A 20,423-nucleotide genomic window follows, 5' to 3' on the forward strand; every position below is an offset into this window, starting at 1 on the left:
TCCCACCGACCGCGCCGTCACCACCCGCACCGCCGGCACCACCATTGCCGTAGTTGCCGCCCGCGCCGCCGGCACCACCGGCAGTGCCGGACCCGCCCGCTGCCGTGGCGCTGAACCCTTTCCCACCCGCGCCGCCATTGCCGCCGGCCACTGCCATGCCCACCGCACCCGTAGCGCCCGCACTTGCACCAGCACCGCCCGCAGCTCCGCCCGTGCCGCCCGCACCACCGCCGCCGGTGTCGCCACCAACCCCGCCGATACCTCCAGCGGTCACCGCATCTCCGGCCCCGCCCGTTCCGCCAGTCCCCGCAATGCCCGAATTGCCGCCACCGCCGCCGACCCCACCGTTGCCATTGACACCCGGACGACCGAACAACCCATGACCCTGTCCACCGACTCCGCCGGTACCACCGGTACCGCCTTGCCCGCCCGCGCCACTCGCACCGCCATCGCCACCCGAGCCACCGACGGTGGTCGCCTCCCAACCCGCGCCACCGGCCCCGCCGGCACCCCCGACGCCGCCCACTCCACCGGCGCCACCCGCGCCGCCATCTCCGAATATCAGCCCACCACGACCACCAGCACCACCCGATCCCGCAGCCCCACCATCACCCCCCACTCCACCCGTGCCGCCGGCCGCGAACTGCGTACCCGCCGCACCGGCAGAACCGAGCGCACCCGCCACCCCGGTCCCACCCACGCCACCGGCGCCGCCATGGCCGAGCAACCACGCGCCACCTCCGGCACCTCCGGTGCCACCGCCGAATCCGCCTGTGCCTCCAGTGCCCCCGCTACCGAACAGCCAGCCACCAGTGCCACCCGCACCCCCAGCAGCACCAGCACCGCCGGTACCGCCCGCGCCGCCCGCACCTAAGAGGCCGGCCGCCCCCCCGGCTCCACCTGCTTGGCCCGACGCACCTGACCCGCCGTTGCCGCCCCGACCGATCAGTAGCCCACCCGCACCACCAGCAGCCCCCGACCCCGCCGCGCCATCGGTACCAGGGCCCAACAGCGGACGCCCCAACAACGCATTGGTCGGCGCATTGATCGCATCCAAAACAGCCTGCCCGAGCGCGTCAAACGACTCCAACGACGCAGCGCTCGCGGCCTCCGCAACCCCATACAGGCGGCCCGCACCCGTCAACGCCTGCACTAGACGAGCATGGAAGTCTGCCGCCCGGGCACTGACGGCCTGATACTCCCGCCCATACGTGCTAAACATCGCCGCAATCGCCGCAGACACCTCATCGCCCGCCGCCACCAGCACCCCGGTCGTCGGCGCTAACGCCGCCGCCGAAGCCGCACCCACCGCAGATTCAACCCCGCCTAAATCCGCCGCCGCCGCAACCAGAACATCGGGCACCACAAAGACGTACGACGACATAGCACACCCATCATCAGGACTCGACGCAAGTCATCAGGACTTGACGCACAGAAATTGACGCGACAAGAAATATTTGGCTCGGCGGCCAACATAACCGTTTCCAACGGTAATTCCGCCCGTTTTGCGCAAACTCAATTCGGCGACATATCCATCACACACCCAGACCTGCATCAGGCAGCACAACGCGCCGCGCTGGGGTCGCCTCGATCTCGATGTCGACGAGATAACGCAGGCCAACCGCGGAGCAGCGCGCCACCCGACCGCGCGGGACCGCTCCGGCCGCGGATTCATCTTTGGCCACGCTGATGAGGGTGGTTTTTGGCAGTGGCAACCGCTGTCCTAACGAGGCATATGGCGCCCGACCTCCGGGCTGCGACTCACGGAGGCGCCAGCCATCACATCGATAGGACCGACGGCGTCAGCACGGACTTCCCAACGCTCGCAGGCGAAGTCGACAATCCTGTACGAACCGCCTAGCTGACGAGGTGGCGACTCGGCATCGAATCCCATTGCAGTTCACGAGAGGTGAAATACCAGCCGCCACGCTCATAGACGAGCTGATCCTGGTAGGTCCCGGTGGCCTGCAGGGCGGTCTCGCCATGCACCGCCGCGAAAAGGATTGCGATGCAATGCTGGGTCGCCTTCACGCCGTCGACGTGGATCTCGTGGTCGACGGTGACCAAACGCTGTCCGCCGCCGCCGTTGAACGCGGCGCGCAGGTCGGTGAAGGACTCTCCGTCACGCACGTAACTGGCGCCGGAGTGACGGAAGGTGGCGATCCAGGCGTCCCGGTCACCCTCGGAATGGGCGCGGTTGTGCCGGGCGGTGAGATCCAGGATGGCTCCGCGCGCGGTAGCGGCTTGCAGCAGTTGTTGTTCCTGATAGGTCAGCGGCATTTCTGTTCCCAGCCTTTCACCGGCTCACTGTGTATCCATGGCTTTCACGGTCCCATGCGCCAGCGGTCAAGCCACGGGCGCGCAGCACGTCCTTGCGTACCCGGCCGATGACGTTCTTCGGCAGTTCGTCGACTGTCTCGACGTAGCGGGGCACGCAGAAGTAGGGCATCCGCGCCGCACAGAAGTCGAGCAAGTCGACGAAATCCAGTGCGGCAGCACCGGGTTGCAGCCTCACGACCAGCAGGATGTCGTCCTCGCCGAGGTCGCTGGGGACCGCGACCGCCGCGGCTTCCAGCACCGCAGGGTGGCTCGCGACGATGGTCTCCAGTTCCACGGAGGACACGTTCTCACCACGGCGGCGCAGCGCATCCTTGCTCCGGTCGACGTAGGTGAGATTCCCGTCGCCGTCGAGCTTGCCCAGGTCGCCGGTGCGAAACCAGTCCGGATGCGGTTCGAAACACAAGCCTGACCCCGTGCCCGGACGCACATAACCTTCGCTCATCACATGCGGAAACCGTGGGCGGCAAGCAATCTCCCCCACCGTGCCGGCCGGCAGTTCTGTGCCGTCGGCAGCCACGATGCGCACGTCGAAGTTCGGATTGGGCCGCCCGGACGTGCCCGAGACACCGTCATCAGTGACACCACTGACCGCAACAGGAAATGCTTCGGTCAGGCCGTACATCGTGACGATGCGGCAACCGTAGCGGTGTTCGATCACCCGGTAGGAATCGGCGGCGATGGGTGCGGCCGAGATGAACCGCAACGGCAGCCGTGCGTCGCCGGGATCGGGCGGCAAGTTCAGCAACATGGACACCATCGCGCCGGCGCCCGCGAAGCCGACGGCGCCGTGCGACCGTACGTCGTCCCAGACCTCACCGGGATGGAAAGCGCTCGCCAATACCGTCTTTCCGCCGACGAGCAGCGGCGCCAGCACGCTCGGCGCGGCGCTCAGATGGAACAGCGGCATCGCCGACCACACCGCCTCTCCCGCGGCGAACTCCCACGCGGCGGCGACGGTGGCGGCCACCGAGAACAGGTAATGCCAGGACGTGGCAACGGCTTTCGACGGCCCGGTGGTGCCGGAGGTGAAGAACAGCGCGCCGACCTCGCCCGGTTCGACGGGATCGTCCGGCACGCCCGCACCGCGCAGCAACGCCTGAGTGAGCGAATCACCCTGCACCACAAGGTCGGTCACCCAGGGCAGCCGGGCGACGACGTCGTCGACGCGGGGCCGTCGCTCGGCGTCGGTGAAGATCACCTTCGACCGCGACAGCTCGAGGTTGTGCAGCAGGAAGTCGCCCTTATTCGCCGCGTTCACCGCGGCGCTCACCGCACCGATCCGGGCCGCCCCCAACCAGAAATAGATCCATTCCGGGCAGGTTGCGCTGAACAGCGCGACGCAATCACCCTGTCCGACACCGAGATCGGCCAACAGCGCGGCCGCCGCGCACGACCGCTCCCGCATCTGGGCGAAGGTGATGTCGACACCGCCGACCGACATCATCACCCGGTCGGGGAACTGCTCGGCGCGACGATCCAGCACGGCCGGCACGGTGAACCGATCGACACCGAAATCGGCAGGACCGGCGGGCGCCATCAGGCTGGAGCGGCAGCGGGGTCCGGCTCACCGTCGGCGGTGTAGCCGAAGTCGGTTGGCGACGGTTGGGTGCCCGGATAGAAGCGGTGGGCCCAACGACGAAGTGCGGCATAGTCGTGCGCCTCTTCCGGCGCCAGGTTCGGCTTCTCCAGGTACTTCATGTTCTCCCAGGTGAAGAAGTCCTGCTTGATGACTTCCTGCTGCAGCGCCAGGAATTTCGCGGCCCGTCCGGTGGGGACATCACCGGTGTCGCCGGGCTCCCGGACGGAGGCCTGGGTGTAGAAGTAATCGGTGTAATCCTCGTCGACCGGTGTCTGGCCGGTCACCTGGACGGTGTTCACCAGGTCGCTGGGAAAGCGCACGATGCCCAAGCCCAGCGAATAGTTGTCGTAGATGATCTTGGCGTCGACCGGGCCGTTCGGCGTCAGCCAGGTCTTGGCCCGGCCGCCACCGAAATGCGCGTTGACGGTGGCGTGCAGGTGGTAACCGGAGACCTGAAACGAGGCGGTGTTGGCCGGGTTGGCGGCCTTGTGCACGTACTGGACGTGATAGGGGTCGGCGGCGTTCTCGATGATCATCTGCGCGTGCACTTTGACCCGGTTCACCATTCGGGTGTGCGGGTGCAGCGGGTAATACTCGTCGGTCTCCAGCTCGGGCAGCACCGGCGGTTGCCAGTAGGGCGCGCGACCGTGCCGTTCGTGCCAGACCAGGATGAACCCGTACCACTCGGTGGTCGGGTAGGTGCGGATGCGGACGTTGTTCTTGCAGCCGATCTTGCTGTACGGGATCAGCGCGTTGGTGCCGTCACCACGCCACTGCCAGCCGTGCCAGGGGCAGACGATGTGCTCGCCTTCCACGGTGCCGCCCACGCCCATGTTGGCGCCGAGATGCTGGCAGTAGGCGTCCAGGACGTGCACGGAGCCGGACTTCGTCCGGAACAGCACCAACTCCTCGCCGAAGTAGTGCACGCGCTTGACCTCTCCGGGCGCGAGGTCCGAGGCGAAGCCGACGATGAACCAGCCGGTCGGGAAACGATACGTCGACAGCGCGATGCCCGACGGACCGAACTCCCGTTCCGATGGGTCGCCGACCGAGCTCAAGTCTGTGGATGTCTCCGTCACGAGTTCTCCGTTTCGCACGCGGTCCGCGTGTCAATCGGTCGCCACACTTCACCAGGGTCCGGCGATTAGTCTATTTTTACTATTTTAGACATTGAACGTCAACGCGCCTGGCCAGCAGCGTCGCGGCGTCGACGGCATCGATCTCGTCCGGCAAGCTCGTGAGACCGTCGGGATCGTCACCATGCCGCACACCGATCACGCTGTCGCCGAACGGCTTTGGTTGCTCTAACGGCGGTGGGTCAATCGGTGAGTCGCAGCGCGGCCCGCGGGCACTGGTCGACCGCGGCGCGCACGTCGATTTCCCGGTCGGCGGGAATCGGCCCGTCGGCGATCTGCACCACGTCCTCGTCGCCCAACTCGAAGATGTCGGCGGCCAGCGACTCACAGAACCCGTTGGCCTCGCACAAGTCCGGATCAACGATCACGCGCATCAGATGTCCCCTTACTTTCGTTCGATGCCCACCGGTCGGGTCCCGATCACCTTGCCGGCGGCAAGGTGCGCGAGTTCTTCGTCGGTCAGGCCGCACTCGTCGCGGAGTACCTCTTCATTGTGCTCGCCGAGCGTCGGCGGTGGGCGCATCAACCACCTACGTTGCCCGGTCAACAACGCGAACGGCGGCGTCGGATACAGGCCGGGACCGGTGCGCGGATGATCCAACGACTCGAAGAAGCCGCGCTCGCGCAGTTGGATGTTCTCGGTCACCAAGGTGGGCGAGACGACCGGTGCCACCGCGACACCCGCACTGAACAACCGTTCCACCGCGGCGTCGCGCGGTTGGTCGGCGAACCAGTCCCGCAATCGGTCGTCGATCTCGTCGGCCCGGTGGCGTCGTCGCGCCTCCGTGTCCAGCCCGTTGGCCCAGGCGGGCCGGCCCAGCTGGTCCACCAGCGCCGTCCACTGCCGGTCGTCACCGACGCTCAGCGCGATCCATTCGTCGCCCGGACCGGCACACCGGTAGATGTTCTGGATGGCACCGCCCTGCCCGCGGTTGCCTCGCCGGGTCAGCGTCCGGCCGAACACCTCGTGCTCGATCGGCTGAATCGCGGTGGTGTTCAACACCGTTTCGACCATCGGCAGTTCGACCTGCTGGCCCGATCCGGTGCGATCGGTGAAGTGCAACGCCGCCAGTACCGCGAACGCGGCGTGCACACCGGCCAACGGATCGCAGGCACCGCGCGGGGTCACCGGAGGCGCCTCCGGCAGCCCGGTCACCCAAGCCAGGCCGGCGATCTGCTCCATGGTGGGCGCGAACCCGACCCGCTCACGCCACGGTCCGTCCAGCCCGAATGCCGGCATCCGCGCGACGACCAGGCCGGGATTGATGTCGAGCAGCGCGTCGGCGGTGAGCCCGAAGTTGTCCATCACCCGGGGCGAGAAGTTCTCGATCACGACGTCGGCATCGGCGGCCAACCGGGTGAAGAGCCGGCGTCCCTCCGCCGACCCGAGATCCAGTGTGACCGAACGTTTGTTGGTATTCATTGCATGGAACACCCAGCCGTATTCCCACCAGTCGTCTACGTCGGTGCGCATGCCGCCGGAATACCGGATGCCGTCGGGGCGCTGGATCGACTCGACTTTGACGACGTCGGCGCCGAACGCGGCCAGCAGATGGGTCGCGGCCGGGCCGGCCCAGAACGCCGTCAGATCGACGACGCGCACACCCTGCAGCGGCAGCGGGGAATCCGGCCCTGTTGCCACGTGTTCCCTTAGTTGCCAGACTGATTCGTCGTTGCCCGCCCCGAGCCCGGCGGTCTCCCCCACGGGCGCCGGGGCGCACCGCGACATCAGCCACGGCGGCCGCGGTTGCCCGAAACCGGCGGGATTGGCAACGAACACACCGCGTTCGACCATGTAGTCCATGTCGCGCACGGTGGCGCCGTTGCCCAACGGGGCGATAGGCAGCCGGAACAACTGCCCGAGTTCAACGATTTCGGTGACGGTCCGTTCGGCCATCCACGGCCCGATCGCTTCGTAGATGAGATCGCGGTACTCCCAGCGGCCGATCTGGAAGCGCAGCTGCGGAATGTCCTCGAACTGCGGGCATTCCACCATTGCGGCGAAGTCCAGCCACTGCTGTCCGGTGACCATGGTGATGCCGACGTAGCCGTCTTTGGCGGCGAGAATCGAGGGCACCTCCAGGGTGCGCCGGATCGCAGGGACCTGAAGGAGTTGGGAGTGCAGCCATTCGCTGCTCTGCATCGCGGTGATCGCTTCGAGCATGGACAGGTCCAGGTGCTCCCCCGGCCCGCCGTGCTCGACGCGGCGGCGTACGGCGAGGGCACCGAACGCCGCGTACACCCCGCCCATGTACTCCCCGAGGTCGCCGCCGATGGAAATGGGCGGGCCGGAAGGGTCTCCGCGGAAGCCGGTGCAGCCCGACCACGCCTGCAGGGTGAACTCGGTGGCCGCGCGCTCGGCGAACGGGCCGGTCCAGCCGAAGTCGGAGATGGTGACGACGACCGCTTGCGGAGACTGCGCCAGCAGGCGCTGCGGGTCGATGCCGAGCGCGGCCGCCTGCGTGCGTCCGGCCGCGACGATGACGACGTCGGCGCCGGCGATTTCGGCACGGTAGCGATCCGAATCCGCCGCCACGCTCACACTGCTCTTGCCGGCATTGAGGTAGCAGTACAACGGGCCGTCGCGGCCGTCGGGGACCGGTGAGCAGGTGGCCGAGTACCGGCGCAGTGGATCTCCTTGTGGCGGTTCGAGTTTCCGGACCTCAGCGCCGGCGTCCACCAGAAGTTTGCCGCAATAGCTGCCGGCCACGCGGTCACTGATCTCGACGACACGCAGATCATCGAGCGGCGTCGGCCGGCGATCGGCCCCGTGACTCACGCGGCTATTTATACCATTACTGCTAAAATAGCTAAGCCAGACGAGTAAGCAGGCCGCGGCCGTGCGCTCTTTCCTGCTGCAGGAGGGAATCGGATGACCGCCCTGGGAATTGGACCCGACGCCCGTCGGCGGTTGTCGGCGCCGAGGATCGCCGAAATCGTAGCCGACGAGTTGCGGCGCCAGATCATCGACGGCGAACTGTCCGACGGCGACCTGCTGCCGCGCCAGGAAGTGCTCGTCGAACAGTTCAAGGTCAGCCTGGTCTCGCTGCGCGAAGCGCTGCGGATCTTGGAGACCGAGGGCCTGGTTTCGGTGCGGCGGGGCAATCGCGGCGGCGCCGTGGTGCACGCACCGGCCAAGACCAGCGCCGCCTACATGCTCGGGCTGCTGCTGCAGAGCGAGAACGTGGTCGTCCGGGACCTGGGTTCGGCGCTGCAGGAACTCGAACCCGCCTGCGCCGCGCTGGCCGCACAGCGGCCCGACCGCGCCGACACTTTGGTGCCCGAACTCAAGCAGGTCAACGAATCCATGGCCGAAAACCTCGAAGACGGCCGGCAATTCACCGAAATCGGCCGGGAATTCCACAATCTCATCGTTCGCGGCTGTGGCAACCACACGATCATCGCGGTGGTGGGCAGCCTGGAAACGCTGTGGACCAGCCACGAGCAGCAGTGGGCCGACGAGAGTTCGGCAAGCGGCACTTACCCGTCGCTGGCCAGGCGGCGCGCCGCGCTCAACACCCACATCAAGTTGACCGAGACCATCGCCGAGGGCGACGTCGACCGGGCCCGGCGCATCGCGGGCCGGCATCTGGCCGACACCCAGAACTACGTGTTGTCCGACCGTGCCGAGCAGCGGATCTATGCGCTGTCCCCGCAGGCGTTGTCCCGTCCGCGAGACGTCCGGCGCCCTTGACCACTCCCCGATCCGCCTTGGTCACCGGCGGCAGCGGTGGCATCGGAAAAGCGTGCGCCGCCAAGCTGTGTGATCTCGGCTACGACGTAACGGTGGTGGCCCGGCGCGAAGCCCCGTTGCGGGCGGCGGCCACCGAGATCGGCGCCCGCGCGATCGCTGCCGACGCGTCCGACGCGGATGGGTTCGCCGCTGCGATAAGTCCGCTCGAGCGCATCGACCTCGTCGTGCACGCCTCGGGCGCGCTGGGCGGAACCTATGCGCGCAAGCAGACTTTCGAACAGTGGCGCGCGATCATCTCGGCCAACCTCGACTCGTGTTTCGTGCTGACCTCGGCGGTATTGCCGCGGATGCGGCCGGGGTCACGACTGATCTTCATCTCCTCTTCGGCCTCGCACGAACCGATGATGGCGCGCACCGCCTACTCGGCATCCAAGGCCGGCATGAACGCCTTCGCCCGCGCCCTGGCGATGGAGGTCGACCGCGACGGCATCGCCGTGCACCTGGTGACTCCCGGCCCGGTGGAAACCGAGATGCTGCAAGATGTTCCGTTCGAGATGTACGCGATCCAGGCGGCCGATATCGCCAGCGCGGTCGCGTGGCTGGACACCGTCGATCCCTCGGTGGACCTGCCCGAGATCCGGCTCAGCGCGGTGCAGCGCGGGCCCTACGCCCGTCCCCCGGTGGTGCCGACCGAAGCCCGCCGCCGCGCTACGGCGCAGGGAAGTTCTTGATCACCGATTCGCCGAATTCGGTCAGCGATTGCGGGTCGGCGAAGTCGGCGAACCACACGTAGAACCGCTCCACCCGTTGCGCCGTGAGTCCGGTGAAGTGCGCGGTCAACCCGTCGGCATCCCCGCAGACCAGGCCGGATCCCAGGTGGCCGAAGCGGCGGGTGCTGATCTCCGTGACCTGGCCGGGATCGCTGCCTTGCCGCGCGAAGCCCACCATTTGTTGAACCGATACCCGTGCCCGGCCCGTGGCGCCGGCCAGCCGCGGCAGGCGGTCGAGGTGGTTGGCCTGTAGATTCCACCAATCCGCGTGTTCGGCAACGAGTTTCATCATCCGCGGTCCGCTGCCACCCAGAACCAGCGGTATCGGATACGTCGGCCGGGGATGCTGACCTTCGGCCCAGTACTGCCGGATCAGCTCTAGGTGGCGTCCGAGCTGCTCCACCCGGGCCACCGGATCCTGCTGTCCGACATCGAATCTGGTGAACTCCGCCGGCCAGGATCCCGACCCCAGACCAAGCTCGAACCGTCCTTCCGAGGCCTCGGACAGGGTCACGGCCTGTTTGGCCAGCACCGCTGGATGCCGGAACGCGTCACAGAGGACCAGGTGACCGACCCGCAGGCGTTGCGTCTTGGCGGCTACCCAGCTTGCGACGCCCATTGCCTCCCAGATGTTTTCGCCGGGCTGTCCCGGGGCTTCGAGGTGGTCGATGAACGCGATCCCGTCGAAACCGGCAGCCTCGGCGTGCTGCGCCCGGCCGACGATGTCGGGCACCGGCAATCGCACCTGCGGCAGGAACAGATACCACTCGGTCATCCGATCACTTAAGCATGGCCACACCGGGTGGGTTTGCGCGCGGGTGGCTAGTTTACTATTTTTACTATGTTAGGGGTCTTATGGATGTCGGTCTGACTACGGAGCAGTTGGCGCTGCGCGACACCGTGCGCGGCATCCTGCGCACCGAGTGCCCACCAGGGGCCGCCCGCCAGGCCCTGGAAGATCAGGAGCACTGGCGCACGCTGTGGAAGACGGTCGTCGACCTCGGCTGGACGGAGCTGGCCGCCCGCGACGCCGACGACGAATACGGTCCGGCCGAGCTGGTGGTCGTGCTCGAGGAGTGCGGGGCGGCACTGGCTCCCGTCCCGCTGTTGAGCGGTGTCGGACTGGCCGCGGGCGTGTTGCAGGCCGCCGGGCCCGAGGTCGACGAACATCTTGCGGAGATCGCCTCGGGTGTGGCGGCGACGTTGGCCGTACACAGTCCCGGATCGCGGCTGCCCGGTGCGCCCATGACGCTGCGGGACGGCCGGGTGCGCGGGCGCGCGGTCGCGATCCCCCACCTCTCGCGCGCCGAGCTGATCGTCACACTGGCCGACTCCGAGGACGGTTTGGTGGCGGCGGTAGTGCGCGCCGGCGACGGCGTGACCGTGCTGGCCGGCGAGTCCACCGATCCAGCCCAACCGGTCGCGGACGCCGAGATCGACGCCGTGCCGCTCGCCGTCGCACCCGTCGACAGCATCGAATCCGCTTTGGCCGCACCGCTGGTCGCGGCCGCGGCCGATCTGGTCGGGGTGGCGGGAGCGGCGCTGCAGCGATCGGTCGAACACGCCAAGACGCGCCGCCAGTTCGGCTCGCCGATCGGCGCGTTTCAGGGGGTCAAGCACGCGCTGGCCGACAACTACGTGAGTTTGGAGCGCGCCCGCAGCCTCACCTACGCCGCCGCCGCGCACCTCACTAACCGCGAGCAGACGCAAAAGCACCTGGAAACGTGCGTTTCAGGGGGCTTTTGCGTCTGCTCGCGCAAGGAAGGTTCGCGCAAGGAAGGCCCGCGCGAAGAGGGGTGGACCGCGGCGGCGATGGCCAAGGCGGCCGCCGGGGACGCCGCGTCCGCCTGCGCACGCACGGCGGTCCAGATCTACGGCGCGCTCGGCCAGACCTGGGAGCACGACGCGCACCTGTTCGTCCGGCACGCCTGGCAGGGTGCCGCGCTGCTGGGCGACAGCCGCGCGCTCTACAACGAAGTGGGCCGGCGTTTCGTAGGAGGGTCGGTATGACGATTGTCGACGAGTTCGGCGCGTGGCTGACCGAGTTCCTGCCCAACGACTACTACCAGCGGTACCGCGAATACCGCTGGGACATACCGCTGCGGCGCGACTACCAACGGGCCGCGTTCGAAGCGGGGTGGATCCAACCCACCTGGCCCCGTGAGCACGGGGGGCGCTCGCTGGGTCTGCGCGACGCCATGGAGATCCGCATCGAGGCCGCGTTGCGCAGCGCGCCCAAACTGCCCAACATCGCCGGCCCGAACGTCGCCGCGGCCGGCATCCGCCAATTCGGCACCCCCGAACAGATCGACCGCCTGTTGGTTCCCTGCCTGCGTGGCGACGAGTGGTGGGCGCTGGGGATGTCCGAACCGGAGGCCGGGTCGGATTTCGCGGGCCTGCGTACCCGCGCGGAGCGCGACGGTGAGGTGTTCCGGGTCAGCGGACACAAGATCTGGACCACCCAGGCGCACCTGTCGCGGTGGTGCACCCTGTACGCGCGCACCGACCCGGATGCGTCGAAACACCGCGGCATCTCCTGCCTGATCCTCGATCTGCAGTCGCCCGGGGTGCGGATCGAGCCCATCCGGATGTCGTCGATCTCCGACGAGACCTTCTGCGAGGTCTTCCTCGACGACGTCGAGGTGCCGGTCGCCAATCTACTGGGACCGGTCAACGGCGGCTGGAATGTGGCGTTGTCGTCGTTACACCATGAGCGCCAGATGATTTGGATCATGAATTGGGTCGAGATAAAGCGCGGGCTGGCTTCGGTCGTCGACAACCCCGACATCCACACCGAACTGGGCATGCTGCTGGCCGACGCCGAAGCACTGCGGGCCACCGGGTATCGCGCGCTGGACAACGAGCTCGCCGGGCGGCCCAGCCCGGAGGCGGACACCATGAAGCTCCTGGGGTCGCTTACCCTGCAACGCGTTTGGGAGTTGAGCGCGGCTGCGGCCGGTCCGGGGTCGACCGCCGACCCGGACCTGCTGTTCGAACGCCAGGACGCCCTGGCCGCGACCATCTACGGCGGAACCTCTGAGGTTCAGCGCAATATCATCGCCGAGCGTGTGCTCGGGTTGCCGAAGGGATGACCACGATGGATTACGATCTCGGCGACGACGCCGGCGAACTGCGAAACCGGTTGCGCCAGTTGATCGCCGACCACATTCCGGTTGACTTCCTGGGCGCCTGCACCGACGATCCGGACGACTTGGCCACCACCGAGTCGTTCTGCAAGCTGCTGGCGTCGGAAGGCTTACTGGCCCTGGCCTGGCCGAAGGAACACGGCGGCGGCGGCGGTTCGATCTGGCAGCAGACCGTGCTGCGCGAGGAGATGTGGGCCAACTACGAGCCGCGTGGGCCGCAGTACATGGGGATCAACTGGGTCGGCCCGGCAATCATGCGACACGGGACGGAGGAGCAGAAGGCCAAGCACCTGGCCGGCATCGCCTCCGGCGAGGTGATCTGGTGTCAGGGTTTCTCCGAACCGGAAGCCGGCACCGACCTGGCGTCGTTGCGTACCCGCGCGGTACCGGACGGCACCGGGTGGCGCATCGAGGGACAGAAGGTGTGGACGTCCTACGCGCGGATGGCGTGCTGGTGCGTGTTGGCAGCCTGCACCCATCCGGACGCGCCGAAGTCCAAGCGGCTCAGCCTGTTTCTGATCCCGATGGACCGTCCCGGTTTCACCGTCCGGGGTATTCCGTCGATGTTGGGGCCGCATCATCTCAACGAGGTGTTCCTGGACGGGGTGCAGGCCACCGACGAAGACATCCTGGGCGAGCCCGGCGACGGTTGGCGGGTGATGCGCGAGGCGCTGGCGTTCGAACGCGTCGGCATCGCGCGCTACGCACGCTGTGAGGCATTACTGGACCGTATGCAGGCCGCACTCGGCGACGGCTGGGACCGGTTGCCGGAGTCCATCAGGAGCCGATGGGTGCGAGCGCTGGTCGATCTGCGGGTGGCCAGGCTGATGGCGTACCGGGCCGTGTCGCTGCAGGACGACCCGCAGGCCGGCGCGGCGGCCAGTGCGGCCCGGATCGCCACCACCACCTGTGACCAGGTGGTCGCCGAACTGCTTTTCGACGTGCTGGGTCCCACGGCGCTGGACAGCGGGGCCGCCGCGGCGCTGCACGGCGCGGTAGACGACCATTGGCGCTATGCGCAGGCCGCGACGGTGGCCTCTGGCACCATCGAAGTCCAACGCATGATGGTGGCGCGCGACGTGTTGGGAGAACGCCGATGAATACCGAACTGCCACAGGATATCACCGACTTCGCGGCGGTGGCCCTCAAACGGCTGACCCGACTGGGCGGGCCGCAGGCGGCGCTGCGCGCCGAAACCGACGACACCGTGCGCGACGCGGCACGAGATGCGCTGAGCGAACTCGGCGCGTTCGAACTCGACGTCCGCTCGGGCTCGGACGATCTACTGGCCGCCGCGGTGCTGTGCCGGGTCGCCGGTGCCACGGCGTTGCCCTATCCGCTGGTCGAGGAGCTGCTGGCGATCGACGGCGCGCGACTCGCGCTGGTCCACCCGGAGGCTCCGCGCATCGACCACGGTGACCTGCCCGGCGAATGGATCGCCGCGGACCTGGACGGCAACAGTTTCCGGGCGCTTCCAGCGGCGCGGACGGGCGCCAAGCTGGGTCCGTTCCTGGCGCCGGTCACGCTGACAGGTGCCGGCGCAACGGTTCCGCAGGCCGACATCGACCTGCATCTCGTGCTGGGATCATGGCGGATTCTGGGGACGGTGCAGCGGGCACTGGACATCGTCACCGAGCATGTGCAGGCGCGCGTACAGTTCGGCAAGCCACTGGCGGATTTCCAGGCCGTCAGATTCGCCGTCGCGGACGCATCGGTCGCGGTGCGCGGGCTGCACGAACTCACCAAATACACCATCTGCCGACCCGAAACCGTTCCGGCGCAGACCCTTTCGGCGGACGCACTGGTGCTGCGACTCAAGGCGGCCGAGACCGCACGCCAGGTGCTGCGCACCGCGCACCAACTGCTCGGCGCGTTGGGATTCTGTGACGAATCCGATGTCAGCGTCCTGGACCGTCACGTACAGCCGCTGATCCGGCTGCCGCTGGGCCCCGAGGCGCTGAGCCTGCGACTGATACCCGAGGTGCGCAGCGGTCATCTGGAGACGTTGTTCAGCGGACGCACTTCGGCATGACCACCCAGCCCGGCTCCCCGGACGCGCCGGTCAACCCGTTCGCGGACGGAATACCGTTCAGCAGCAAACTTCAGCAGCTGGCCGAGCACCAGCGTGACGACCTCGGGGTGACGGTGGTCGCCCTGGACGGCAGCGCGCAGGCGTTGACCTTTGGTGAACTCGATGCCCGCGCCAACCAGTGGGGACGGGCGCTGGCCGACCGCGGCGCGCAGACGGGTTCGTTTGTCGCCATTGCGATCCCGAATTCGGTGCACCTGGTGCTGGCCACGTTGGGCTGCTGGAAGATCGGCGCGGTTCCGATTCCGATGCACTGGGATCTGCCCGAGTGGGAACGCAGCCGGGTGCGTGAGGTGATCGATCCCGTCGTGGTCGTCGACGACGCTTCCCGCTGGGAACTCGACGAACTCGCCGCCGCGGCGTCCCCGAACCCGCTGCCGGCGGCGGTCTCTCCCACCGCCAACGGGATCTGTTCCAGCGGCTCCACCGGCGTGCCGAAGGTGATCCTCAACCTGGCGCCGTCGCTGTGGATTCCGCAGCAGGGCGAGCCTTTTCTGTCGAACTGGACGCCGGTGGCCAAGCCGCAGCGGATCATGGTGCCCGCGCCGATGTATCACACCAACGGCTTCGCCACGTTCCTGATGTTGTTGAGCGGCGACCATCTGGTGATTCTCGAAAAGTTCGACGCCCCTTTGTTTGTCGACACCATCGAGCGCTACCGGATCACCAACTTCACCGCGACACCGACGATGCTGGCGCGCGTGGCGGCGCTGCCCGACATCCGCCAGCGCGACCTGTCCAGCGTCGTGTTCATCCTGCAGGGCGCCGCGGTGATGCCGCCGTCGCTGTTACGCACCTGGTTCGAGCTGCTCAGCCCGGAGCAGATCGTGACCGCCTACGGCATGACCGAGAATCTCGGGTTGACCGCGTTGCGCGGCGACGAGTGGCTGACCCATCCGGGCAGCGTCGGCCGCGGCTTCCGCGACACCGAGATCCGGATCCTGGACGCCGATAAGAATCCGCTGGGGCCCGGTGAAGAAGGAGACATCTACCTGCGGGCGCCGATGAGCGCGGGGTACCGCTATCTGGGTGGCGCACCGCCGTTGCCGTCCACCGAGGACGGGTTTCGATCCGCCGGCGACATCGGCCGCCTCGACGAGGACGGCTTCCTCTACATCACCGACCGCCGCGCCGACATGATCATCAGCGGTGGGGCCAATGTGTTCCCGGCCGAGGTCGAGTCCGCGCTGTCCGGGCACCCCGACATCGCCGACGTCGTCGTCATCGGTCTTTCCGACGAGCAGTGGGGCCGACGGGTGCACGCCGTGGTGCAGGTGTCCGCGCACGCCACCGCGCCGCTGACCGAGCAGCAGGTGATCGACTACGCCAAGGGTCGCCTAGCCCCCTACAAAGCACCCAAGACGGTCGAATTCGTCGACAAGATCCCCCGCACCGCGGCCACCAAGGTCAACCGCTCGGCGATGATCGCGGCGCGGGGAGGCTAGTGCGCCCAGACCGAAAATCTGCAGCAAAAGATCGAGCGCACACCCGCCAAGATGCAATCTCGACTGCCGCGCCCCCACCCGGCAGCAGCACCCGCGGCGCCTAGACCAGGCTGCGCATATCCATGTAGTGCGGAAAAAACGTCTCCCACATCACCAGACACGCGAAGAACCACGCCACCGGTGTGGCGAGTCGAAGCGAACCACACGAAGAGACGATTGGGCGGCCGCGCCCGGCGTGCGCTCTGGCATCCAGGTACACCCACGCCGCCATGGCGACGATGATCCCCAACAACTCGACGACCGCAACGACCGCTGCTTTCACGGCACCCCCTGCTTCGCATAACGATCTGACACGTATATCAGAGCGATGCCCGTTCGACGGCCCGAATCCGCCGATCGGTTCGGCGGGCCTGCTCAGCCCCGCGCGCGTTTGGTGTCGGCGAATCCGTCGGCGATCGACGCCGCCAACTCCAGAAACGCCTGGCGGGTGCGGTTAGCCATCAGGTCCAAGACGACCTCTGACCCCTGCGCCAGGTGGTCGTCGAACGGGATGACATGAACCGAGCGGATGCGGGTCAAAAACTGCGTGGCCAGCTTGTCCAGATCCACCGACGCCTTGCCCGGGCGTGCGGCGCTGATGACCACCGTCGCGTTGGGCACCAGATGCCCGCGGCCGTGGTGCTCCAGCCAGTCCAGCGTCGCGAACGCGCTGCGGGCCGCGTCGATGGCCGGTGACGCGACCAGCACGATCGCGTCCGCCTCGTCGAGGACAGCCGACATCGCCGAATGCACCAGTCCGGTGCCGCAGTCGGTGAGGATCAGGTTGTAGAACCGCTGCAGCAACCGGATCACCACTCGGTAGTCGGCGTCGGAGAACGCCTCAGAGGTTGCCGGATCACGTTCGGAGGCAAGGATTTCCAGCCGACTCGTGCTCTGTGAGGTGTGCCTGCGGATGTCGGAGTAACGAAAGATGTTGTCGTCCAACAACAGATCTCGCACCGTCGACCGGCTCTGGTCGGGCCCGCGTTGTGCCAGGGTGCCGAAGTCGGGGTTCGCGTCGACGGCGATGACGCGGTCGCCGCGGATGGCGGCGAAGGTGGAACCCAGTCCGACGGTGGTCGTGGTCTTGCCGACACCGCCCTTCATCGACAACACGGCGATGCTGTAGTCGCCGCGGACCGGTTGGCTCACCCGCGCCACCAACTTCTGACGGGTGTTCTCCAGTTCGGACTCACCGGGATTCAGGCCGGTGAAACGGTGCACCACTCTGCGCCAACCGCTCTGCGGCAGAGGTCGGGTACGGCGCACCAGTCCGAGATCGGTGTGCGACGGGATCCGCGGGTCCGGTCCGCCCGGTTGCGGTCCCGGCGCGTTCGGGTTGGCGCGGGTGAAAGGTGTTGCCACAGGCGGGGATCCGGGCGGATGCAGCCGGGGATCCGGACCGGGCGCCGGGGGCGCGGGGTGCTGGACGGCCGCGGGGGTGCGCGGTACCTCGATGGGCGGGGGCGCGGGGCGCGTGGGCAGCGGGGCCGGACGCACCGGCGGTGCGGCGGGTGCTTCCCCGCCCGCGGGCGAAGGAGCCTGACGTGTCCGGGGATGAGGCGGCAGCCTGAAGACGGCGGTGCGGTCGGACATCGGGCCCGGACGGTCACGCGGCGGGGGCGGCGGCGGCACCGGCGGCAGCTCCATCACGCGGGTGCCCTCGGCCATCGGTCCCGGACGCTCCGGTTTGGGTTCCGGACGCGCCGATTCCGGTTGCGGACGCGCCGATTCCGGTTCGGGTTTTGGCACGGGTTCCGGTTCCGGACGCGCCGATTCCGGTTCCGGACGCGCCGATTCCGGTTCGGGTTCCGACAAGGACACGGGCTCCGGTTCCGACAAGGACACGGGCTCCGGTTCCGACAAGGACACGGGCTCCGGTTCCGGTTCCGACAAGGACACGGGCTCCGGTTCCGGTTCCGGCAGGGCCACGGGTTCCGGGTCCGACAAGGGCACGGGTTCGGCTTCCAGTTCGGGCTCCGGATCCGGCGGCACATCGTCCACCTCCGCCGGCGGCAGGTCGATGACTTTCGTGCCCGCCTCCATCGGACCCGGCCGCGCCTCGTCGACAACGGATTCCTCCGCCAGCTTGGCCTGGATCAGCGCGACGGGGATCGGGTTGGTGTCCGCGTCACTGCTGCGTTTGAAACCCGGTCGGGGCGTGTCGGATTGGCTCACTAGCGCGTTCTCGACGTCAGCTGCCGGGTGGACATTCCGAGCACGCTTTCCAGCGCGGCGCGCATGTCACCGAGCTCGATGCGCATCAGCTCCGATTCATCGAGGTCCTCGACACTGACATCCGGACGCTCGCTCAGCCGGTACTCCCGCTCCTCCTCGGCCGTCTCGATCACGTTGCGGACAAACCGCCCATTGCCGACCAGATCGACCTCACGGCGCAACTGGCCGGACTCGTCGACCGACTGACTGTCGTAGAGCACCCGGCAGGCGTCGACCAATTCCTCGTAGGCGGCCTCGGTGAGTTCGGAGTCGCGGGTCTTGGCGATCAGCCGACCGATGTCGCCCAGTTCGACCGCGTTATACGAAGCGAACCGGATCCGCTTGGTGAACCGCGAGGCCATTCCCTCGTTGGCGGCAAGGAACCGGTCGATCTCCGCGTCGTAACCGGCGATGATCACCACCAACCGGTCCCGGTCGTTCTCCATCCGCGCCAGCAGGGTGTCCACCGCTTCCCGCCCGAACGCGTCGCCGCCGGCCAGTCCGCTCTGGATCAGCGTGTACGCCTCGTCGATGAAGAGCACCCCGTCCATCGCCGTGTCGATCAGTGCGGACGTCTTGATCGCGGTGCTGCCCAGATGTTCGCCGACGAAATCGGCGCGTTTGGCCTCGATCACCGCGGGTGTCTTGAGCAATCCCAGCCCGCAGTAGACCTGCGCGACAACCCGGGCGATGGTGGTCTTGCCGGTCCCGGGTGGCCCGGTGAAGGCCAGGTGCAGGCTGCGCGCAGCGGCGCTGAGCCCCTTGCCTTCCCGGACCTTGGCCAGTTTGGCGGCCGAGCGCAACTTGGCCACCTGCAGCTTGACGTCGGTCAGACCGATCTGGCGGTCCAGCTCCAGTTGCGCGGCGCGCAGGTAGGAGTTGCTGCGCTCGTTCAGGCCTTCGGCGTCGAGCTCGCCGGCTCGGCGGGCGGTGCTGGGATCCCACTTGTCGGTGCGGGATTCGATGTCGTCCTTGCTGGTGATGATGAGCCGGAATTTCGGGTCGTGCAGCGCGGCGGCGTTGGCCTCGAAGCCCGGCTCCTCGCTGTAGATCCGCTCGAAGATGGTCCTGGCTTCGGGTTCCTTGCCCATTTCCCGCAGGGTCAGACCTTTGCAGAACTCCGCCGCCCGGCTCGCGGCCGGTATCGGCCCCTCGATCGCCTGGTCGAGACGGCGGATGCCCTCACCGAACAACCCCATCTGCGCGCACGCTGAACCCACCATCAAGTGCGCCCCCGCGGCGATGTACTCGTCATTGAACGAGGACGAATTGGCCAGCGCAGCAAGTACATCCGGCCACCGCTGGGTGGTGAAGTGCAACACGGCGCGGATGTAGGCGCAGATCTCGGCGGAGTCGGCGTCGCCGCCGGGCATGGAGCGGCGCATATCGTCCAACTCGTCGAGCACCCGCTCGGCCTCGTCGTAGTCCTTGCCGGCGATCATGCCGGCCGCGTACGCCAGCCACACCTCGGTCAGCGTGCTCAGCGTGTAGTCCAGGTACAACCCGGTCTGGAAGCGGCCGGACAACGCGTGCCGGGGCAACCCGAGGCGGCGCTGCTCGCGGTTCAGGTTCTCCTTGCTGGTCCGCCACAGGTGATAGATCACCTCGCCGCTGGTGTCGCCGGCGGCCGCGCGGCCCAACCACGCGTCGCTCATCTGCGGATCGTGCTCGGTGGCGCGCTTGAAAGCCAGCGCCGCGTACTGCACGTCGCGGTCGGTTTCCAACCCGTCGATGGGGATTCCCAGTGACAACACTCCGGCGTCGAAGACGCGCTGCGCGTCCCTGGTGCCAGGCATCTGCTTGGTGTCCTTACTACTAGCACAGCTGGTGACTACCGTCTGGCGGCAAAAGCGAGCAGAAACGTCCATTTAGCCCGCATCTAGCGGTAGAAAGTTATTGTACCGATCTGTTGAGTCGCATTGTCGCGCCAGAATCCGGGACGAATTTCGAGCCGGCCGACGCCACTGT

Annotated in this window: 19 protein-coding genes; 8 read left to right on the plus strand and 11 right to left on the minus strand. The window is 67.7% G+C overall.

Annotated features, from left to right (window positions below; translation table 11 throughout):
- The 5 genes from AC5Y4D_RS24495 to AC5Y4D_RS24515 form a co-directional block, all read right to left on the minus strand.
- The coding region (locus AC5Y4D_RS24495; RefSeq protein ID WP_500038430.1) for a PE family protein at positions 1-1,384 on the minus strand (1,384 nt) is incomplete at its 3' end.
- A 151-nt stretch (positions 1,385-1,535) separates the two neighbouring features.
- A complete protein-coding gene (locus AC5Y4D_RS24500) occupies positions 1,536-1,685 on the minus strand; it encodes a hypothetical protein (protein WP_500038431.1) in 150 nt (49 codons plus the stop codon).
- A gap of 172 nt (positions 1,686-1,857) precedes the next feature.
- The gene (locus AC5Y4D_RS24505; RefSeq protein ID WP_500038432.1) at positions 1,858-2,280 is read right to left on the minus strand and encodes a nuclear transport factor 2 family protein; all 423 of its coding nucleotides are present in this window, start codon (positions 2,278-2,280) and stop codon (positions 1,858-1,860) included.
- A 16-nt stretch (positions 2,281-2,296) separates the two neighbouring features.
- Positions 2,297-3,877 carry an AMP-binding protein gene (locus AC5Y4D_RS24510; protein ID WP_499940841.1) on the minus strand — a complete coding sequence of 527 codons (1,581 nt, stop codon included), beginning with the start codon at positions 3,875-3,877 and terminating at the stop codon, positions 2,297-2,299.
- Positions 3,877-4,998: an aromatic ring-hydroxylating oxygenase subunit alpha gene (locus tag AC5Y4D_RS24515; RefSeq protein WP_499940843.1), complete on the minus strand. Its 1,122-nt coding sequence runs from the start codon at positions 4,996-4,998 to the stop codon at positions 3,877-3,879. The genes AC5Y4D_RS24510 and AC5Y4D_RS24515 overlap by 1 nt, the downstream gene beginning before the upstream one ends.
- 91 nt (positions 4,999-5,089) lie before the next feature.
- Between AC5Y4D_RS24515 and AC5Y4D_RS24520 the strand changes: the two genes are divergently transcribed.
- Positions 5,090-5,227, plus strand: a complete 138-nt coding sequence (locus tag AC5Y4D_RS24520) for a hypothetical protein (RefSeq protein ID WP_499940845.1) — start codon at positions 5,090-5,092, stop codon at positions 5,225-5,227.
- Between the two features lie 10 nt (positions 5,228-5,237).
- On the opposite strand, the gene AC5Y4D_RS24525 is transcribed toward AC5Y4D_RS24520, so the two are convergent.
- Positions 5,238-5,429 carry a ferredoxin gene (locus AC5Y4D_RS24525; RefSeq protein WP_499940847.1) on the minus strand — a complete coding sequence of 64 codons (192 nt, stop codon included), beginning with the start codon at positions 5,427-5,429 and terminating at the stop codon, positions 5,238-5,240.
- 11 nt (positions 5,430-5,440) lie between these two features.
- Complete coding sequence (locus tag AC5Y4D_RS24530; protein WP_499941375.1) at positions 5,441-7,846, minus strand: CaiB/BaiF CoA-transferase family protein; 2,406 nt, start codon at positions 7,844-7,846, stop codon at positions 5,441-5,443.
- Positions 7,847-7,927: 81 nt separating this feature from the next.
- Between AC5Y4D_RS24530 and AC5Y4D_RS24535 the strand changes: the two genes are divergently transcribed.
- Positions 7,928-8,749 (plus strand): FadR/GntR family transcriptional regulator, encoded by an 822-nt coding sequence (locus tag AC5Y4D_RS24535; RefSeq protein ID WP_499940849.1) that lies wholly within the window; start codon positions 7,928-7,930, stop codon positions 8,747-8,749.
- Positions 8,746-9,480, plus strand: a complete 735-nt coding sequence (locus AC5Y4D_RS24540; RefSeq protein WP_499940851.1) for an SDR family oxidoreductase — start codon at positions 8,746-8,748, stop codon at positions 9,478-9,480. The genes AC5Y4D_RS24535 and AC5Y4D_RS24540 overlap by 4 nt, the downstream gene beginning before the upstream one ends.
- On the opposite strand, the gene AC5Y4D_RS24545 is transcribed toward AC5Y4D_RS24540, so the two are convergent.
- Positions 9,458-10,294 carry an LLM class flavin-dependent oxidoreductase gene (locus tag AC5Y4D_RS24545; RefSeq protein WP_499940853.1) on the minus strand — a complete coding sequence of 279 codons (837 nt, stop codon included), beginning with the start codon at positions 10,292-10,294 and terminating at the stop codon, positions 9,458-9,460. The genes AC5Y4D_RS24540 and AC5Y4D_RS24545 overlap by 23 nt on opposite strands.
- A gap of 80 nt (positions 10,295-10,374) precedes the next feature.
- Here AC5Y4D_RS24545 and AC5Y4D_RS24550 point away from each other — a divergent pair, with 80 nt between their 5' ends.
- From AC5Y4D_RS24550 to AC5Y4D_RS24570, 5 genes are read left to right on the plus strand one after another with little or no spacing between them, the layout of a single operon-like run.
- A complete protein-coding gene (locus AC5Y4D_RS24550; RefSeq protein ID WP_499991037.1) occupies positions 10,375-11,529 on the plus strand; it encodes an acyl-CoA dehydrogenase family protein in 1,155 nt (384 codons plus the stop codon).
- A complete protein-coding gene (locus AC5Y4D_RS24555) occupies positions 11,526-12,611 on the plus strand; it encodes an acyl-CoA dehydrogenase family protein (protein ID WP_499940856.1) in 1,086 nt (361 codons plus the stop codon). The genes AC5Y4D_RS24550 and AC5Y4D_RS24555 overlap by 4 nt, the downstream gene beginning before the upstream one ends.
- A complete protein-coding gene (locus AC5Y4D_RS24560) occupies positions 12,608-13,765 on the plus strand; it encodes an acyl-CoA dehydrogenase family protein (RefSeq protein ID WP_499940857.1) in 1,158 nt (385 codons plus the stop codon). Before AC5Y4D_RS24555 ends, AC5Y4D_RS24560 begins: the two co-directional genes overlap by 4 nt.
- Positions 13,762-14,697 carry an acyl-CoA dehydrogenase family protein gene (locus tag AC5Y4D_RS24565; RefSeq protein ID WP_499940859.1) on the plus strand — a complete coding sequence of 312 codons (936 nt, stop codon included), beginning with the start codon at positions 13,762-13,764 and terminating at the stop codon, positions 14,695-14,697. Before AC5Y4D_RS24560 ends, AC5Y4D_RS24565 begins: the two co-directional genes overlap by 4 nt.
- A complete protein-coding gene (locus AC5Y4D_RS24570; protein ID WP_500038433.1) occupies positions 14,694-16,199 on the plus strand; it encodes a class I adenylate-forming enzyme family protein in 1,506 nt (501 codons plus the stop codon). Before AC5Y4D_RS24565 ends, AC5Y4D_RS24570 begins: the two co-directional genes overlap by 4 nt.
- A gap of 100 nt (positions 16,200-16,299) precedes the next feature.
- Here the strand turns inward: AC5Y4D_RS24570 and AC5Y4D_RS24575 are convergent, their stop codons facing one another.
- The 3 genes from AC5Y4D_RS24575 to eccA form a co-directional block, all read right to left on the minus strand.
- Complete coding sequence (locus AC5Y4D_RS24575; RefSeq protein ID WP_500038434.1) at positions 16,300-16,521, minus strand: hypothetical protein; 222 nt, start codon at positions 16,519-16,521, stop codon at positions 16,300-16,302.
- A 92-nt stretch (positions 16,522-16,613) separates the two neighbouring features.
- Positions 16,614-18,416: a nucleotide-binding protein gene (locus AC5Y4D_RS24580; protein ID WP_499940865.1), complete on the minus strand. Its 1,803-nt coding sequence runs from the start codon at positions 18,414-18,416 to the stop codon at positions 16,614-16,616.
- Positions 18,416-20,251, minus strand: a complete 1,836-nt coding sequence (gene eccA, locus AC5Y4D_RS24585; RefSeq protein WP_500038435.1) for a type VII secretion AAA-ATPase EccA — start codon at positions 20,249-20,251, stop codon at positions 18,416-18,418. Before eccA ends, AC5Y4D_RS24580 begins: the two co-directional genes overlap by 1 nt.
- Between the last annotated feature and the right edge of the window lie 172 nt (positions 20,252-20,423).

It is taken from the genome of Mycobacterium sp. NGS67, assembly GCF_059812185.1.

Coding starts and splice junctions, on each gene's coding strand:
- AC5Y4D_RS24565 (WP_499940859.1), top strand. CDS start 13,762: ATGAATACCGAACTGCCACAGGATATCACCGACTTCGCGGCGGTGGCC.
- AC5Y4D_RS24570 (WP_500038433.1), top strand. CDS start 14,694: ATGACCACCCAGCCCGGCTCCCCGGACGCGCCGGTCAACCCGTTCGCG.
- AC5Y4D_RS24555 (WP_499940856.1), top strand. CDS start 11,526: ATGACGATTGTCGACGAGTTCGGCGCGTGGCTGACCGAGTTCCTGCCC.
- AC5Y4D_RS24560 (WP_499940857.1), top strand. CDS start 12,608: ATGACCACGATGGATTACGATCTCGGCGACGACGCCGGCGAACTGCGA.
- AC5Y4D_RS24535 (WP_499940849.1), top strand. CDS start 7,928: ATGACCGCCCTGGGAATTGGACCCGACGCCCGTCGGCGGTTGTCGGCG.
- AC5Y4D_RS24510 (WP_499940841.1), bottom strand. CDS start 3,877: ATGGCGCCCGCCGGTCCTGCCGATTTCGGTGTCGATCGGTTCACCGTG.
- AC5Y4D_RS24545 (WP_499940853.1), bottom strand. CDS start 10,294: ATGACCGAGTGGTATCTGTTCCTGCCGCAGGTGCGATTGCCGGTGCCC.
- AC5Y4D_RS24525 (WP_499940847.1), bottom strand. CDS start 5,429: ATGCGCGTGATCGTTGATCCGGACTTGTGCGAGGCCAACGGGTTCTGT.
- AC5Y4D_RS24505 (WP_500038432.1), bottom strand. CDS start 2,280: ATGCCGCTGACCTATCAGGAACAACAACTGCTGCAAGCCGCTACCGCG.
- AC5Y4D_RS24550 (WP_499991037.1), top strand. CDS start 10,375: ATGGATGTCGGTCTGACTACGGAGCAGTTGGCGCTGCGCGACACCGTG.
- eccA (WP_500038435.1), bottom strand. CDS start 20,251: ATGCCTGGCACCAGGGACGCGCAGCGCGTCTTCGACGCCGGAGTGTTG.